The sequence below is a fragment of the Stutzerimonas sp. CXK-1 genome, from assembly GCF_057738225.1.
The window spans coordinates 1,675,176-1,692,292 of the sequence record NZ_CM173217.1 but is presented as its reverse complement, the minus strand read 5'-3'; the positions used below and the strand labels follow the sequence as shown (position 1 = coordinate 1,692,292).

The 17,117-nt window shown below is 64.0% G+C and carries 12 protein-coding genes; 6 read left to right on the top strand and 6 right to left on the bottom strand.

Translation table 11 applies throughout. The features are described 5' to 3' along the window. Nucleotides 1-53 precede the first annotated feature (53 nt). From AC0KXH_RS08035 to moaA, 5 genes are all read right to left on the bottom strand, one after another. Nucleotides 54-1,406 carry a flagellin gene (locus AC0KXH_RS08035; RefSeq protein ID WP_488224460.1) on the bottom strand — a complete coding sequence of 451 codons (1,353 nt, stop codon included), beginning with the start codon at nucleotides 1,404-1,406 and terminating at the stop codon, nucleotides 54-56. A 402-nt stretch (nucleotides 1,407-1,808) separates the two neighbouring features. Next, on the bottom strand, nucleotides 1,809-4,175 hold the full coding sequence (gene ligA, locus AC0KXH_RS08030; RefSeq protein WP_488224459.1) for an NAD-dependent DNA ligase LigA: 2,367 nt from the start codon (nucleotides 4,173-4,175) through the stop codon (nucleotides 1,809-1,811). Between the two features lie 337 nt (nucleotides 4,176-4,512). Beyond that, a complete protein-coding gene (zipA, locus tag AC0KXH_RS08025; protein WP_488224458.1) occupies nucleotides 4,513-5,355 on the bottom strand; it encodes a cell division protein ZipA in 843 nt (280 codons plus the stop codon). Nucleotides 5,356-5,535: 180 nt separating this feature from the next. After that, complete coding sequence (gene smc, locus AC0KXH_RS08020) at nucleotides 5,536-9,021, bottom strand: chromosome segregation protein SMC (protein WP_488224457.1); 3,486 nt, start codon at nucleotides 9,019-9,021, stop codon at nucleotides 5,536-5,538. A gap of 228 nt (nucleotides 9,022-9,249) precedes the next feature. Continuing rightward, nucleotides 9,250-10,245: a GTP 3',8-cyclase MoaA gene (gene moaA, locus AC0KXH_RS08015; RefSeq protein ID WP_041105307.1), complete on the bottom strand. Its 996-nt coding sequence runs from the start codon at nucleotides 10,243-10,245 to the stop codon at nucleotides 9,250-9,252. Nucleotides 10,246-10,402: 157 nt separating this feature from the next. Here moaA and AC0KXH_RS08010 point away from each other — a divergent pair, with 157 nt between their 5' ends. Further along, nucleotides 10,403-11,290, top strand: a complete 888-nt coding sequence (locus AC0KXH_RS08010) for an ion transporter (protein WP_488224456.1) — start codon at nucleotides 10,403-10,405, stop codon at nucleotides 11,288-11,290. Between the two features lie 92 nt (nucleotides 11,291-11,382). Next, complete coding sequence (locus tag AC0KXH_RS08005; RefSeq protein ID WP_041105304.1) at nucleotides 11,383-11,796, top strand: CopD family protein; 414 nt, start codon at nucleotides 11,383-11,385, stop codon at nucleotides 11,794-11,796. 54 nt (nucleotides 11,797-11,850) lie between these two features. Here the strand turns inward: AC0KXH_RS08005 and AC0KXH_RS08000 are convergent, their stop codons facing one another. Then, nucleotides 11,851-12,315 carry a DUF2231 domain-containing protein gene (locus AC0KXH_RS08000; RefSeq protein ID WP_043219697.1) on the bottom strand — a complete coding sequence of 155 codons (465 nt, stop codon included), beginning with the start codon at nucleotides 12,313-12,315 and terminating at the stop codon, nucleotides 11,851-11,853. 198 nt (nucleotides 12,316-12,513) lie between these two features. Here AC0KXH_RS08000 and coxB point away from each other — a divergent pair, with 198 nt between their 5' ends. Genes coxB through AC0KXH_RS07980 form a run of 4 tightly spaced genes read left to right on the top strand, consistent with a single transcriptional unit; the run spans nucleotide 12,514 to nucleotide 17,109 of the window. Beyond that, the gene (coxB, locus tag AC0KXH_RS07995) at nucleotides 12,514-13,407 is read left to right on the top strand and encodes a cytochrome c oxidase subunit II (protein WP_269263162.1); all 894 of its coding nucleotides are present in this window, start codon (nucleotides 12,514-12,516) and stop codon (nucleotides 13,405-13,407) included. Continuing rightward, the gene (ctaD, locus tag AC0KXH_RS07990; protein ID WP_237145826.1) at nucleotides 13,404-15,932 is read left to right on the top strand and encodes a cytochrome c oxidase subunit I; all 2,529 of its coding nucleotides are present in this window, start codon (nucleotides 13,404-13,406) and stop codon (nucleotides 15,930-15,932) included. Before coxB ends, ctaD begins: the two co-directional genes overlap by 4 nt. Further along, entirely contained in the window at nucleotides 15,932-16,291 is a 360-nt protein-coding gene (locus tag AC0KXH_RS07985) for a hypothetical protein (protein ID WP_488224455.1), read from the top strand. The genes ctaD and AC0KXH_RS07985 overlap by 1 nt, the downstream gene beginning before the upstream one ends. Continuing rightward, nucleotides 16,282-17,109 carry a cytochrome c oxidase assembly protein gene (locus AC0KXH_RS07980; RefSeq protein ID WP_488224454.1) on the top strand — a complete coding sequence of 276 codons (828 nt, stop codon included), beginning with the start codon at nucleotides 16,282-16,284 and terminating at the stop codon, nucleotides 17,107-17,109. The genes AC0KXH_RS07985 and AC0KXH_RS07980 overlap by 10 nt, the downstream gene beginning before the upstream one ends. The last annotated feature ends 8 nt before the right edge of the window (nucleotides 17,110-17,117 follow it).

Sequence of the window (17,117 nt, the reverse complement as noted above, 5' to 3'; positions counted from 1 at the left end):
CACCTCTCAATGGACAAACGGGGCGGAAAATCACCCCATTCATCACGCTCGGCTTACTGGAGCAGACTGAGTACAGCCTGCGGCAGCTGCTTGGCCTGGGCAAGGATTGCGGTGCCGGCCTGCTGCAGGATCTGGTTCTTGCTCAGTGTTGCAGTTTCTGCGGCAAAGTCGGTGTCCTGGATACGGCCGCGGGCTGCGGAGACGTTTTCACCGATATTCTGCAAGTTGGCAATAGTATTTTCGAATCGGTTTTGAATTGCACCGAGATCAGCCCGCTGAGAGTCGACCAATTTAAGCGCGTCATCGATAACTTGTATCGACTGCTGAGCAGCATCTTGCGTGTCTAACTTTAGCGCTGACACATCAGTTTCTGTAGTTTCAACTGCCGTCCCGCCAGCGGTCAGGCCTAACGCGGTCAGCGTATTGGTGCCATTATTTGCCCCTGCCTCAACCTGAATGTTATTTCCGGAGTCAAGCGTGAGCTTGGCTCTTGTCGTGGCTGCGGCGAAACCACCGACAGGAGTAGCGCCGATTGTAATGTCTTTATCCGAAGTTAATTCAAAATTAGTCCCATTTACTTCAGCTTTGACACCGACCCCTGCGTTATTAATGGCGTCAGCTATATCAGTCATAGTCGCGCCACTAGCGATGGCTACAGCGACACCATTAATGTTTAACGTACCAGCACTTGTTGGAGCAGTATAGGCAGCTGTAACTGCAGCTTCCGATTTGGCAGTGACTCCGACCCCTGCTCGATTGATTTCTTTAGCAGCATTGAAAGCAAAATCTTTGTCGCCTTCTGAAACACTGATCTCTGTGCCATTTATTTTTACCGAACCATCAGCAGCCAGCGCCGCTGTAGGTGATCCCGTCACACTTGCTTTGCTGTGGGAGCCCTTTAAAGATGCGGCATCCATCTTATCAACCGTGATGCTAATAGTTTCGTTAGCATTTGCCCCTACTTGGAAGCTGACAGTGCCCAGCGTGCCATCCAGTAGCTTTTGACCACCAAAGGTGGTCGTTTCACTGATGCGGTTTAGCTCACTTTTCAGCTGCTGCATCTCTTTGTCGAGCGACGTACGATCCTCGTCGCTGTTGCTACCATTCGCTGACTGAACAGCTAGATCACGCATGCGCTGAAGCAGGTTAGTGGACTGCTGAAGGGCTCCCTCTGCAGTTTGAGCGAGAGAGATGCCATCGTTCGCGTTACGCACCGCAACACCCAGGCCATTGATCTGGCTGGTCATACGGTTGGAGATTTGCAGGCCAGCAGCGTCATCCTTGGCGCTATTAATACGGCTACCGGTGGACAGACGCTGCATGGAAGTTTGCAGCGCATTGGAAGAATTGCTGAGGTTGCGCTGAGTATTCAGCGAAGCAATGTTGGTATTGACAGTAAGAGCCATGATGAGCCTCCAAGGGCGCTGGTTACTTTGGTTTGCCTGAGCTTGCGACTCCGGGCCGGCTGTTGCCCAGGCACCCATTGAGTTCGCATTCGATTAGCTTATCGGCGCCGTTTGGGTTGGCTTTAGGGCAGATTCGAACTTTTTCGTGAGCCCGGTACCGCTCCAACGCTACGCCAGCGCATCCAAACTGCGGACTTGCTTGACTAGCTTCTCGGGTGAGGCGGGGAAAACTTTAGGGAAATGCCGAAGCCGTTTCCCTGACTTGGAGTCGAAGGAAGGTCGCTCACTGCGGGTGGACTTTGCTAGACCATCCGCGGCCAAGGCCGCTCCCACAGGTTCGGCGAAACATTTTGGGAGCAGGTTTGATGGCGAAGCTCGCTGGGATGAGGCGTTGCTGACGTGCTATGAACCAAGCTGTGCGAGACGCTCGAGGAATTGCGCTTCGTCGAGCACCGCCACGCCGAGTTCGTTGGCTTTGGTGAGCTTCGAGCCCGCGCCTGGGCCCGCTACTACGCAGTTGGTTTTGGCGGATACGGACCCGGCGACCTTTGCCCCCAACGCCTCCAGCCGCGCCTTGCCTTCATCACGACTCATGGTTTCCAGCGTGCCGGTCAGTACCCAGGTCTGACCGGCCAGCGGCAGGCCTTCGGCGGCTTTCCGCTCGCTCTCCCAGTGCATACCGAAATCCCGCAGCTGGGCTTCGATAGCGCGGGCGCGTTCAGCGTTCTCGGGTTTGTCGAAGTAGTCGCGCAGGGAGCGTGCGGCCTTTTCGGTGAGGCGCTCTACCTGACGCAGGTCGAGCCAGTCGGCGGCGATGATTGCCTCGAGCGAGCCGAAACGCTCTGCCAGGCGCTGCGCACCGGTGCGGGCGATATGAGGAACGTTGAGCCGGTCGAGCAGATCGGGCAGTGTCGCGCAGGCGGCGAACTCCGGATGCACGTCGCCCTCCTCCTGTGGTTCGACGCCGCGTTCGCGTAGCAGCGCGATGACCGTGCGGTTGTGTTCGTCCTCGAAGAAGCTATGGATCTCATGAGCGACTTCCAAGCCGACATCGGGCAGGTAGACGAGCACGTCCGGCAATGCCCGGCTGATTCGCTCTAGGGAACCCAGCGCACGTGCCAGCAATTTGGCGGTTTCCTCACCGACGTCTGGGATACCGAGGGCGTAGACGAACCGCGCGAGACTCGGTTTGCGGCTGGCATCGATTGCGTTGAGCAGGTTACGCGTGGAAATTTCGGCGAAACCTTCCAGATCGATGACCTGCTCATGGGTCAGGCAGTAAAGATCCGCCGGCGATTTGACCAACCCCCTATCGACCAGCTGCTCAACGATCTTGTCGCCCAGGCCGTCGATATCCATCGCTCGGCGCGATACGAAATGGATGATCGCCTGCTTAAGCTGAGCCTGGCACGCCAGCCGGCCGACGCAGCGGTAGATCGAGCCTTCGCTGACCGATTCACGGCCCTTGCTGCGCTTGATCAGCTGGGTACGCTCCACGGCGGAACCGCACACCGGGCACTGCTCCGGCACATGCACGGCGCGCGCGTCGACCGGGCGGCGTTCGGCGATTACGCCGAGAATCTGAGGGATCACGTCGCCTGCACGGCGCACGATCACCGTATCGCCGATCATCACGCCCAGGCGCGACACTTCGTCCATGTTGTGCAGCGTCGCGTTGGAAACCGTAACGCCCGCCACCTGCACCGGCTTCAACCGGGCGACCGGGGTGATCGCGCCGGTACGGCCGACCTGGAATTCCACATCGAGCAGTTCGGTGATTTCCTCCCGCGCGGGAAACTTGTGGGCGATGGCCCAGCGCGGCTCGCGCGCCCGGAAGCCCAGCTCACGCTGCTGCGCGACCGCGTTGACCTTGAACACCACACCGTCGATTTCGTAAGGCAGCGCGTCGCGCTTTTCACCGATGGCGTCGTAATAGGCGCGGCACTCGGCGACGCCCTTGGCCAGTTTCAGCTCTCGACTGATGGGCAGGCCCCAACCTTTCAAGGCCTGGAGAATACCGATGTGCGTGTCAGGCAGTTCGCCGTCGCTGCGGCCGACGCCGTAGGCACAAAGTTCGAGCGGACGGCTGGCAGTGATCTTCGAATCCAACTGACGCAGGCTTCCAGCAGCGGCGTTGCGAGGATTGGCGAAGGGTTTGCCGCCGCTTTCCAGCTGTCGCGCGTTGAGCGCTTCGAAGCCGGCCTTCGGCATGTAGATCTCGCCGCGCACCTCGAGTACCGCAGGCCAGCCACTGCCATGCAGCTTCAATGGAATGTTGCGTACGGTTCGCACGTTGGCGCTGATGTCCTCACCCGTGCTGCCATCGCCCCGGGTGGCGCCGCGCACCAGATGACCGTTCTCATAAAGCAGGCTGACCGCCAGACCATCCAGTTTGGGTTCGCAGCTGTACTCGACCACAGCGTCATCGCCGAACAGGTCGCCCGCCGGCAGATCCAGCCCTTCGCGCACGCGGCGGTCGAAATCGAGCAGATCCTGCTCCTCGAAGGCGTTGCCCAGACTCAGCATCGGCACTTCGTGGCGCACCTGACCGAACGCCGCCAGCGCCGCGCCACCGACCCTCTGGGTTGGCGACTCGGGTGTCACCAGCTCCGGGTGCTCCGCCTCGAGCGCCTTGAGCTCATTGAACAGACGGTCGTACTCGGCATCGGGAACGCTGGGTTCGTCGAGCACGTAGTAGCGGTAGTTGTGGGCGTCGATTTCGCTGCGCAGTTCGGCGATGCGCTCGGCGGCGGTTTGAGCGGAAGGCATAGGACGGAGCCGTGACTGGGGCTGTGCTGATTCAGACCGCATCAGCGCGCCTTGGTTGATAGGGAAAGGCGTCGGATTCTAGCCGAATGCGACCGGGAAGGCAGGTCTGCGGGCACCTGATCGGGCATAGGCAATAGGGCGGGAAAAACGGCAGCGGAACGGTGACAGGCGCCGCGCCAATAGGGTTGGCGGGCTGAATCCGACTCGAAGAAGCGCCCCGATTCAGCGGCCGCTGGGCTGAAGGGCCGCTCCAGGGATGTAGCGCCGAATGATCGGCCGGGGCGAGCCGGCCCGGCAAACGCGGCACCGAGCGCAAGGCCCGGTGCAAGGGAGATACTCAGCGTTGCTTGAGTGTCATCTGTCGGCGCTCGAACTCCACGATACGCTGGCGATAGTGCTCGATGGTCTGAGCGGTCAATACGCTGCGTTGGTCGTCCTTGAGTTCGCCGTTGAGCTCCGAGGCAAGCTTGCGGGCCGCCGCGACCATGACATCGAAGGCCTGTTTGGGATGTCGCGGCCCAGGCAGGCCAAGGAAGAAACTCACGGCCGGAGTGGTGAAATGGTCGATGTCATCGAGGTCGAAGGTACCCGGCTTGACGGCATTGGCCATCGAGAACAGCACCTCGCCATTGCCCGCCATGCTTTCGTGACGATGGAAGATGTCCATTTCACCAAAACGCAGCCCGCTCTCGAGGATGTTCTGCAGCAAGGACGGCCCACGAAAGCCGCCCGGATCGCGCGCTAGCACGTTGATCACCAGGACTTCCTCGACCGGAGACTGATCCCGCGCGACTTCCGGCCCCTTCTCGGACTCGTCGTCCTCCCCGACCACGGGGTCGAGCAAGGTTGGCACCGGCTCTTCGGCCGCAAAATGCAGATCACCCTGACGCGGCTCCTTGTGGCGGCGCTTGGCGGCCGGCTCACGGATGCCCTCGCGCGCGTTGACGGCAGGCAGATCGGTCTCGTTCAGTTGGGGCTCGTTGTTGCGATTGACGACCCGCGCCGGCCCGAGCAGTTCGTTGGAGTCGTCATCGACGTCCGGAAGATTGGCGAGGTTGCGGTCCAGCTTGAATTTCAGCTTGCCCTTGCCGCCGCGCATGCGGCGCCAGCCGTCAAAGAGTATCCCGGCGATGACGATGATGCCGATGACGATCAGCCACTCGCGCAGACCGATATCCATTAATCCTCTTACCCCTGAATCCGATGATAAAGACGCGAAATATCAGGCATTCCAGCCGCATTCGCGCATCGCAAAAAATGTTCTCTAAGCTAGCACGACGAACGGCAGATTTGCACCGTGCGCCAGTTCTCTTTTATAGCCGTGGGCCGTTGCAAAACGCTTCCAGACTCCAAGCCAACCTCAGGCCTCTGCCAACGCCACGGCTTGCTCCACGTCGACGGCGACCAGGCGCGAACAACCCGGCTCGTGCATGGTCACGCCCATCAGCTGGTCGGCCATTTCCATGGCGATCTTGTTATGGGTGATGTAGATGAACTGCACCTTCTCGGACATCTCCTTGACCAACCGGGCGTAGCGACCGACGTTCGCGTCATCCAGCGGCGCGTCCACTTCGTCGAGCATGCAGAACGGCGCCGGATTCAGCTGGAAAATCGCGAACACCAGAGCCAGGGCCGTCAGCGCCTTCTCGCCGCCGGATAGCAGGTGGATGGTGCTGTTCTTCTTGCCTGGCGGCCGCGCCATGATCGCTACCCCGGTATCGAGTAAATCTTCCCCGGTAAGTTCCAGATAGGCCGTGCCACCGCCGAACACCTTGGGGAATAGCGCCTGCAGGCCGGCGTTGATCTGCTCGAAGGTTTCCTTGAAGCGATTGCGCGTCTCGCGGTCGATCTTGCGGATGACGTTTTCCAGCGTCTCCAGCGCCTCGACCAGGTCGTCGTTCTGCGCGTCCAGGTAGCGCTTGCGCTCGGACTGCTGCTGATATTCGTCGATCGCCGCCAGGTTGATCGGCCCGAGGCGCTGAATGCGCTGCGCCAGTTGTTCCAGCCCCGCCTCCCATTGCGCCTCCCCCGCATCGGCGGGCAACGTGGCGAGCACCCCATGCAGGTCGTAGCCATCCTCGTGCAGCTGATCCTGCAAGGCCTTGCGGCGAACGGTAAGGGCCTGCCACTCCAGCCGCTGCTGTTCCAGCTGACCACGCAACAGCTGCGCCTGCTGTTCGGCCTGAGTCCGGCGCTTTTCGGCATCACGCAGTTCACGATCCGCGTCTTCGAGGGCAAGCCGCGCCAGCTTCAGCTCGTCCTCGACGGCCATGCGCCGCTCGAGCAGCTCTTCGAGCTTCATGCGTAGCTCTTCGAGCGGAGCCTCGCCCTCCTCCAGGTTGAGGTTCAGCTGTTCGCGTCGCTCGACCGCCCGCTCGAATTGCAGCTCCAGCCGCTCCAGCGCCTGGCGAGTCGAATCGTGCTGGGCGCGCAGCGAGCCCACCCGCACGGCGAGCTGGTGTGCATGATCCTTGTGCTGGCGAGCATCCTGGCGCACCCGGTCGAGGCGCTCGCGGATGTCGTCACGGCTGGCCAGCAGCTCTTCCCGACGCTCGCTATCGCTGGCCATGGCATCGAGCGCGTCCTGCAGCAGCAGACGCGCCTCGCCGAGCTGCTCGGTCTCGATCGCGCGTTGCTCTGCCAGCTCGGCAAGCTCCGTCTCGAGGCGCTGACGGCGCTCCAGCAGCTGCTCTGCGCGCGCCTGGCGGGCAGACCGCTGCGCCTTCAGTTCGCCTTGCTGGCGCGCCTCGTCCTGCAGCAAGCGGCGCTGCCGCTCGCGCGCCGCTTCACGCTCGGACAGCTCGTGGCGCCCCTGGGCCAGGCGTCGCTCGATATCGTCCAGCGCGCGCAGCCGCTCCTCGCGTTCATCGACGAGCGCGGCCAACTCCTGACCGCGCGCGAGGATGCCGCCAGAGGCATCCTCGGCGCGGCGAACCCGCAGGAAGTGGCGCCCGACCCAGTAGCCATCACGACTGACCAGACTTTCACCTTCGGCAAGCGAGGCACGCCCGGCCAGCGCCTGCTCGAGCGTTTCGACCGGGCGGACAGCACCCAGCCAGGGCGAGAGATCGATACCCGCCTCGACCTTGTCGAGCAGGCTGCCCCGCTGCTTCGCCGCCGGAGCGCCCGTTGCGATGCGCAGCTCGCCTTCGGCGAACGTGGCGAAATCGAGCGCGCCCAGATCATTCAGCACCACGGCCTGCAGATCCGCGCCGAGCACCGTCTCGACGGCGACCTCCCAACCGGCCTCGACACGTAGCTGCTCGGCCAACCGGCTGGAGTCGAACAGTTGCTGATTGCGCAGCCACTCGGCGACGCCCTTGCCCGGCTCCAGCGCCGCCTGCTGCAGCGCCTCGAGCGACGCGATGCGGCCTTCCAGGCGCTGTAGCTCACCCGTAGCTCGCTGCTGGGTGTTGCCGAGTTCGTCGAGTTCGCCGCGCAGGGTCTCGAGCTGCTCGTCGAGCACCTGCTCGGCAGCCGCCAGCTCTTCCAGGCGCAGCTCGCCGAGCGCCAGCTGTTCGTCCAGCTCCAGGATTGCCGCATCTTCTGGATCGGCCGCCAGCTGAACACGCTCCTCGTCGAGCCGACGCTGCCGCTCGCTAAGGCGCTCGAGGCTCTGCTCCTGCTGCTGGATACGCGCCTGCTGCACCTCGGCTACCCGACGTGGCTCGGCGCTCTGCTGGTTGAAGCGATCCCACTGTTCCTGCCAGCTCTGCATCGCTGCTTCGGCCTGCTCGAGCTGTGCAGCGCCCTCCTCCGCACTCGCAGCGGCCAGCTCTTGCTCGGGCTCGAGCATGGCAAGCTCTTCGCCAAGCGTCGCCAGCAAGGTGCGGTCATGCCCCAGGTGCGATTCGGTTTCCAGCCGGGCCCGCTCCGCCTCGCGTAAATCATCCTGCAGCTGGCGCAAACGCTGCTGGCCATGCTGAATGCTCTGCTCGACGCGGGCGATGTCGCCCCCCACCGAATAAAAGCGCCCCTGCACCTGGTTGAAGCGCTCGGAGAGTTCGTGATGACCGTCGCGCAACCGCTCGATACTGGCATCGGCACTGCGCTGCTCGGCTACCAGCGCTTCGAAGGCAACCTCCTGATTGCCGATGACCTGCTCACGCCCGCCGACCTGCTCGTTCAATGCCTGCCAGCGCAATGCGGCCAGCTGGGCCTTGAGCTGGCGCTCCTCGGCTTTGTACTCCTGATATTTCTCCGCCGATTGCGCCTGACGATGCAGCCGTTCGAGCTGCCGTTCGAGTTCTTCACGCAAGTCAGTCAGGCGTGCCAGGTTCTCCTGGGTGCGGCGAATGCGATTCTCGGTCTCGCGGCGACGCTCCTTGTATTTGGAGATGCCCGCCGCTTCCTCGATGAAATGCCGCAGATCTTCGGGCTTGGCCTCGATCAGCCGGGAAATCATGCCCTGCTCGATGATCGAATAGCTGCGTGGGCCAAGGCCGGTGCCGAGGAAGATGTCGGTGATATCACGGCGACGGCACTTGGTGCCGTTGAGGAAATAGGTGTTCTGCCCGTCGCGGGTCACCCGGCGGCGGATGGAAATCTCGGCAAACGCCGCGTATCCGCCAGTCAGGCTGCCGTCGGCATTGTCGAAGATCAGCTCGATGCTGGCCTGGGTCACCGGCTTGCGGGTGTTGGAGCCGTTGAAGATGACGTCGGTCATCGACTCGCCGCGCAAGTTCTTCGCCGAGCTCTCACCCATTACCCAGCGCACCGCGTCGATGATGTTGGACTTGCCGCAGCCGTTGGGCCCGACCACCGCCGCCATGTTGCTCGGAAAGCTCACGGTGGTGGGATCGACAAAGGACTTGAAGCCTGCGAGCTTGATGCTTTTCAGACGCATGAAAGCCTTCCGTGGCAGCGGCCGGCGCCTGGCCGGGCAAGCAGTGGTCGCCGTGACGTCATGGGTGTTTCGGGCATCCTGGTGGGCGTTGGCGATAGGCGCGCGAGTCTAGCACGCCACCTCGTTCGCCAGGCAGGCACCTACGCACGCTGCAGCGCGCAAAGGCGCACGAGGGGACGGGGCGGCCGGAACCGTTGGGGAAGGATCGGGGGTTTCGCCAGCCGCCCGTCAGCCGCCGGTCATGCTCATGAAGCGCACCACCTGCACCTGCTCGTCGGTACGGAAGTGGTGACGTTCCGGCTTGAGCTGCAGCGCCTCGACCAGCGCGTTGCGCAGCCGCTCGGCGTCGCCGGGATGGCTGCGCATCAGCTGCTTGAGGTCCAGCGCCCCTTCATGACCGAGGCACAGCACCAGCTTGCCTTCGGCAGTGACCCGTACGCGATTGCAGCTGCCACAGAAATTGTGGCTGTGCGGCGAGATGAAGCCGACCTGCGTCTGCGTGCCCGCCACCTGCCAGTAGCGCGACGGCCCACCGGTGACATGGCTGCTGCGCACCAGCGTATGCCGCTGTTCGATGCGCTCGCGCACCTCATCGCTGGAACAGAAAGTGATCCGGCGCTCGTGGCTGGCCACGTTGCCCAGCGGCATCTCTTCGATGAAGCTGATATCGAGCCCTCGCGCCACGGCGAAATCGACCAGATCAAGCACCTCGTCGTCATTGCGGCCTTTCTGGATCACGCTGTTGAGCTTGATGCGCTCGAAGCCAGCAGCCTTCGCCGCATCGATGCCTTCAAGCACGCGTTCGAGGCGGTCACGCCGAGTCAGCTCGGCGAAGCGTTGCGGATTCAGCGAATCGAGGCTGACGTTCAGACGGCGCACGCCTGCGCGGCGCAAGGCGGGCGCCAGCTTGTAAAGCTGCGAACCGTTGGTGGTGATGGCCAGGTCTTCCAGTTCGCTGCGTGCGCCAAGGCGTTCGAGCAGCTCGGTCAAACCCTTGCGGACCAGCGGCTCGCCACCGGTGATGCGGATGCGCTTGACGCCCAGCCCGATGAAGGCATCGGCGACGGCGTAAAGCTCTTCAAGCGAAAGGATGTGCGAGCGTGGCGCGAAGATCATGTCCTCGCTCATGCAGTAGGTGCAGCGAAAGTCGCAACGGTCGGTAACCGAAAGCCGTAGGTATGTGATGCGCCGACCGAACGGGTCGACCAGCTTCGAATCGGACATCTCTCTCTCCCACTGCACGCATGAACCAAGACTATGACGGAAGACGGCAATAGGCAAAGAACGTTCGCTCGGGCAAGCGCGGCCACGCTGTGTACACTGCGGCGCAGAGCGAACCCGCTGGCCACGCGGGTCAACCTGCCCTGGAGGAACGAGCCGGATGGATAGCGATGCGCTGCGCGAGATGAACTGGCGCGAACGCCTGTACACCATCATTTTCTTCACCAATACCGACGCCGGCCGGCGATTCGACACCTGGCTGCTGGTGGTGATCTTCGCCAGCCTGGTGGTGGTGATGTTCGACAGCGTCGCCAGCATCAACCAGCGTCACGGCATGCTGCTGACCGGCATCGAATGGGTCTTCACCGCGCTGTTCGCCCTCGAATACATCACCCGGGTGTGCGTGCACCCCGCTCCGCGCAAGTACATCTTCAGCTTCTACGGGGCCATCGACCTCCTGTCGGTGGTGCCTGCGTTCATCGCCTTGCTGTTCCCCGATGCCCAGTACCTGCTGATCGTCCGGGTGATTCGCATGCTGCGGGTCTTCCGCGTACTGAAGCTCACCCATTACCTCAGCCAGGCCAACTTCCTTCTGGTGGCGCTGCGCGGCAGCCGGCAGAAGATCGTCGTGTTCCTGCTGAGCGTGAGCACGCTGGTGGTGGTGTACGGCACGCTGATGTACGTGATCGAGGGGCCCAGCAACGGCTTCACCAGCATCCCGATGAGCGTGTACTGGGCGGTGGTGACGCTGACCACCGTGGGGTTCGGCGACATCGTTCCACACACGGCCCTGGGCAAGGCCCTGGCGACGCTGGTGATGATCACCGGCTATTCGATCATTGCCGTGCCAACGGGCATCTTCACCGCCGAACTGGCCAATGCCATGCGCGACGATAGCGTGCTGCATTACAACTGCCCGAGCTGCGCCAAGGGCGTGCACGACGCCAACGCCGCGTTCTGCAGCCGTTGCGGCAGTCGCCTGTTCGAACGCCTCGAGGAAGCGCCAAGGCACCCCGAGCGTGACGAGTCGCCGCCACCGGCAGACTGAGCGCCCCGACCGCGCACTGAGCCCGAGCAGCCGAACGGCTCGCAGGCAAGGCTGTCACAAGTCAGACTTGCCGCTACCGGACGAACTCGGGCATGCCCCTTCTCAAGCTGCTGCATTTCGCCGCGCTGATCTGCTGGTGCGGCACGCTGCTCTACCTACCGGCGCTGGTTGCTGCCGGCACACGCAGTAGCGACAAGCTCTTCTACCGCGACCACGCGCATCTGACGCGCCTGGTCTTCACCCTCATCGGTACGCCCGCCGCGCTGCTGGCCATCGGCTCGGGTACGGCGCTGTTCCTGCGCGACGGCACCCTCGCCGGCTGGCTGATCATCAAGCTGACGGCCGTAACCGGCATGGCGCTCTGTCATGCGCTGTGCGGGGTTCTCGTGCTGCGCGTCGAGCGTCGGCCGGACCGCCGCGTCACCTACCAGTGCCTGACGCTGGGCGTGCTCATCCCCCTGCTGATCAGCCTGACGCTCTGGCTGGTGCTGGCCAAACCCTTCTGACCCGGACGGACTCGACGCATGACGCCTTACGCCCGCGCCCGCCGCACGCTCCCGCTAGCTGTCCAGATCGACGCCGACGGCATGTTCGTACACCAGGCGCCCGCCAAGGAACGCCGCCAGGGAGATCAGCAGCGCCGTGATCACGGACAGGTACAGCCCCCACAGGGCCCCCTCGTCAGCGCCAAGGCCCTGATAGCGCAGAAGCCAGTTGAGCGAGGCCAGCGAGAGCATCATCACCGCCAGGATGGCGTGGCACCAGGCTGTCACCTTGCGCCGAATATCCCGCACGCTGAGCAGATCGATCAGCCCGGCGATGCTCGCGACCCAGCCGCCGAACGCACCGACACCGGCCAGCCAGAGCCCGCCGCGCTGCCAGAACGGATCGAGCGTCCACAGGTAGGCCAGGTCGGCCGGAAGCAAACCGATCAGCGCCGCTACCGGAAAGTGGATCATCATCGGATGCAGCGGATGGCTGCCGATCGCCGCATTGCTGTGGATCGAATTTCGCTCTATCGCCATTGCGCCCTCCCAGGCCCACTTCACGGGTTGAACGCTGCCCCGGCCGGGCGCGACAGCGAACGTCAGCCGGCCGGCATGGCGTCGGTGAAGCAACAGACGCAGCCGCAGGCCCTGATGAAATGGACCACGCTGGCGCTGGCAGTTCCTTCTCTGACTGCCTGCGGCGGTGCGCAGTCGGCGCTGAACCCGGCCGGCCCGATGGCGCAGGACGTGGCTAACGTCTGGTGGTGGATGTTTGGCTTTGCCGTGCTCGTCTGGCTGGCGGTAGCCACGCTGTGGGTCTATGCCATGTTGCGTCGTTCGCAGCCGCACAGCGCCGAACAGGCCAAGCGCATCAATCGCCGCTGGGTAATCGGTGGCGGCATCGTGCTGCCCAGCGTGAGCATCGCCGTGCTGCTCGCCTTTGGCCTGCCGACCGGCCGCAGCATGCTGCCGCTGCCCGTCGAGGGTGAACAGCCGCTGCGGATCCGGATCGTCGGCCATCAGTGGTGGTGGGAAGTGCGTTATCCGGACCAGGAGGTGGTCACGGCCAACCAGCTGGTTCTACCGGTCGGTCGGCCGGCCGACATCGAGGTCACCAGTGCCGATGTCATCCATTCGTTCTGGGTACCGCGGCTGGGCGGCAAGATGGACATGATTCCCGGGCGAACCAACGTCATCCGCCTCGAAGCTGCCCATGCGGGCGCCTACCGCGGGCAATGCTCGGAATTCTGCGGAACCCAGCATGCCTTCATGGCGCTGCATGTGGAGGCGCTGGAGGCTGGTGATTTCTCGGCCTGGCTGGAACGTCGCCAGCAGCGCGCGGCAATCCGGCCGGCCCCGGGCGAGGCCGGCGCGGTATTCGCGTCGCGCTGCGGGCAATGTCACCGCGTCGCCGGCGTGAGCGACGGCAACCGTGCACCCGACCTGACCGACCTGGCCACCCGCCCGACCCTCGGCGCCGGCGTCATCCGCAATGACCACGACGGCCTGCGCCGCTGGCTGCGCGAGCACCAGACGCTCAAGCACGGCAATGCCATGCCACGCCACGACGAGGTACCCGACGCCACCCTCGAACAGATCGCCCAATGGCTGGAGACGCTCTCCCCATGAGCAATGCAACCCCCCGCACCGCCCCAGGTACCGACATCGATCAGCTGCATGACCAGTTCGACGAGGTCTGGGGCAACCCGCGCGGCTGGCGTGCGCTGACCATCGTCAACCACACCACCATCGGCCTGCGCTTTCTCGTCACCGGTGGCGTGTTCTTCCTGATCGGCGGGTTGCTGGCGATGCTCATCCGCACCCAGCTCGCCCTGCCCGGCTACGAGCTGATGGAGCCGGACGTCTACAATCAGGTCTTCACCATGCACGGCACGGTGATGATGTTTCTGTTCGCCGTGCCGATGATGGAAGGGCTGGCCGTCTACCTGATCCCAAAGATGATCGGCGCACGCGACCTGGTGTTCCCACGGCTGTCGGCGCTCGGCTATTTCTGCTACCTGTTCGGCGGCATCATCCTGCTGTCGAGCATCTTTCTGGACGTCGCGCCGAAGGCTGGCTGGTTCATGTACACGCCGCTGTCGAGCCAGGCGCACACCCCGGGCGTCAACTCGGACTTCTGGCTGCTGGGCATCACCTTCGTCGAGATCTCCGCAGTGTCGGCCGGGGTCGAGCTGGTGGTATCGATCCTGCGTACCCGCACCAGCGGCATGGCGCTGCACAAGATGCCGCTCTACGCCTGGTACATCCTGGTGATGGCGATGATGATCGTGGTCGGCTTCCCGCCGCTGATCCTGGGCAGCATCCTGCTGGAACTCGAGCGCGCCGCCGGATTCCCTTTCTTCGACCCGGCCGGCGGTGGCGACCCCGTGCTCTGGCAGCACCTGTTCTGGCTGTTCGGCCATCCGGAGGTGTACATCATCTTCCTTCCGGGGGCGGGCATTGTCACCACGCTGATCCCGGTGTTCTGCCAGCGCCCGCTGGTAGGTTATCGCTGGGTGGTACTCGGCGTCGTCACCACCGGCTTCATCAGCTTCGGGCTGTGGGTCCACCACATGTTCACCGTCGGCATACCGCAGCTGGCGCAGGCGTTCTTCTCAGCGGCGAGCATGCTGGTGGCGGTGCCGACCGGCGTGCAGATCTTCGCCTGGCTGGCGACGCTCTGGCTCGGCCGGCCGGTTTACAAGGTGCCGATGCTCTGGCTGGTGGGTTTTCTGCTGGTGTTCGTGGCCGGCGGCCTGACCGGCGTCATGCTCGCCCTGGTGCCGTTCGACTGGCAGGTCCATGACACCCACTTCGTCGTCGCGCACATGCACTACGTGCTGGTCGGCGGCATGTTCTTTCCGCTGATGGCCGGGCTCTACTACTGGCTGCCGCACTTCTCCGGGCGCATGCCCTCGGAGAAGCTGGGCCGCTGGGGCTTCTGGCTGGTGTTCATCGGCTTCAACCTGACCTTCCTGATCATGCACTGGACCGGCCTGATCGGCATGCCGCGGCGCGTATACACCTACGAAAGCGGCCTGGGCTGGGACATTCCCAACCTCATCTCGTCGGTCGGCAGCTTTGTCATGGCCATCGGCGTGGCGACCATCCTGCTCGACATCGTGCTGCACTTTCGCTTCGGTCTGCCGGCGCCGAAGAACCCGTGGAACGCCGATACCCTGGAGTGGGCGACCAGCCTGCCGCCTTCGGCCTACAACTTCGTCAGTTTGCCGGACGTTACCGACCGTCACCCGCTATGGAAGGAGCCGGATCTGGGCGACAGCATTGCCCGCGGCGAGCATGCGCTGACGGTGATCGATCACGGTCGCCGCGAGACCTGGGGCAGCGACCCGCTGAGCGGCAAGGTGCGCGAAATCATCCACCTGCCCGGCAACAGCTGGCTGCCGTTCATCGCTGCCGTACTGCTGGCGGTGCTCTGCCTGAGCCTGCTGAACAAGTTCTACTGGTTGGCGCTGGGTGCCACCGTGGCCACGCTCGTCGTGCTGCTGCGCTGGTCATGGGAGAACGGTGCGCACCCGGCTGCCGCCCCGGACGCACGCACCGAGCCGGACGAGCCTCCCCTGCATTCACGCACCTTCGATGGCCCCGGCCTGTGGGGCATGGGCGTCACCCTGCTGGCCAACGGGGCGCTCTATCTGTCGCTGGTGTTCGGCTGGTTCTATCTGTGGACGGTCGCACCGCAGTGGCAAGTACCCGAGCAGCGGCTCGACGGCTGGCCGATGCTGGTGAGTGGCGTGCTGCTCAGTGCGGGGTGCATCTGGCTGCACAGGCTGATCAAGCGGCTGCGCCAGGGAACGCTGAACACGCTGCTGGTCAACCTCGCCGGCCTTGCGTTGCTCGCCTCGCTGCAGACCGCTCTGCTGGTCTGGCAACTGCTCGGAACACCGCTGGAGCCGACGCAGACTGCGCATGATGCGGTGATCTTTGTCGTACTGGCCTACAGCATCATCCACTGCGGGCTGGCCGCGGTGCTCACCGCACTGCAGGCCTGGCGCGTCGGCTATGGCTACGTCGGCGTGAAGGCGCCCTACGAGCCGATCGTCGTCGAGCAACTCTGGTACTACAACCTCGGTGTGCTGTGGATCAGCTATGCGGCAATCGTGCTGTTTCCCGGCACCTGGGGAGGTGTCTGATGAAATACGCACGCACCTCGGCCTATCACCCGGTGCAGATTCCGCTGGGTCTGGTGATCTGGAGCCTGTGGTTCATCGGCATGTATGGCGGTCAGGCGGTCGTCTGCACGCTGGCGCCGCCTGCGCCCGAGCAGGGCGTCTGGAACTGGCTGAACGCCGGGCTCGGCCTGCTCACGCTGCTGACGCTCGGCCTGCTGGTGTGGCTGGCCACGCACTTCTGGCGCTTGTCGAGACCGCCCCATCAACTCAACGAACGGCAGGTGTTCGTCACCAAGATCGCCGCCGGCATCCACATGATCGCGGCGATTGCCACGCTATTCGTCGGCATCCCGTTGCTGCAGATTCCGCCATGTATGTAGTTCATCGCGCGGCCGCCACCCTGCTGCTCGGCCTGGCCTGGGCGGCCCCCGCGGCGGCGCACGGCCTGTTCGACGCGCACCTGGCCGAACGCACGCCACTGCTGATCACCGCCGCCCTCGTGGCAGCGGCCTGGCTGCTCTACCTACTGGGTGGGCGCCGCGTACCACCGCGCCCCCACGAAGCGCTGTGTTTTCACGCGGCGATGCTGCTGACCGTGCTGAGCGTGTTCGGCCCCCTCGACGAATGGGCCGAAACCAGCACCAGCTGGCACATGACGCAGCACATGCTGTTCATTCTGGTGATCGCGCCACTCTGGGCGCTGGCGCGCCCGCTGCCACAGTGGCGCGGCGTCACCGGCTGGTTCGGGCAGCGCGTGTGGACTCTGCTGCTGCGTGCCGGACGCTACCCCACGGCGCTGGCCCTGCTGCACGGCGCCATCATCTGGATCTGGCACACGCCGCGGCTGTACGTCCTGGCGCTCGACAATCTCTGGGTGCATGCCTTCGAGCACGCCTGTTTTCTTTTCACCGGCTGGCTGTTCTGGTGGTCGGTCCTGCGCGCCAACCGCAAGCAGGTGCCGCAGGCATTGATGGCGGTGCTGCTGACACTGATGCATACCGGCTTGCTGGGCGCCCTGCTGACGTTCGGCTCGGTGTCGTTTTATGGCGCCGCGCGGGACGTGGCGGATCAACAACTGGCGGGGCTGATCATGTGGGTGCCCGGCGGCTTCGTCTACCTGGCTGCCGGCGGCTGGATCGCCTGGCGCTGGCTCGGCCGCCTGTGGCACAGCCAACCCCAGCCCGACGACGGCCTGTGAGCCGTCGG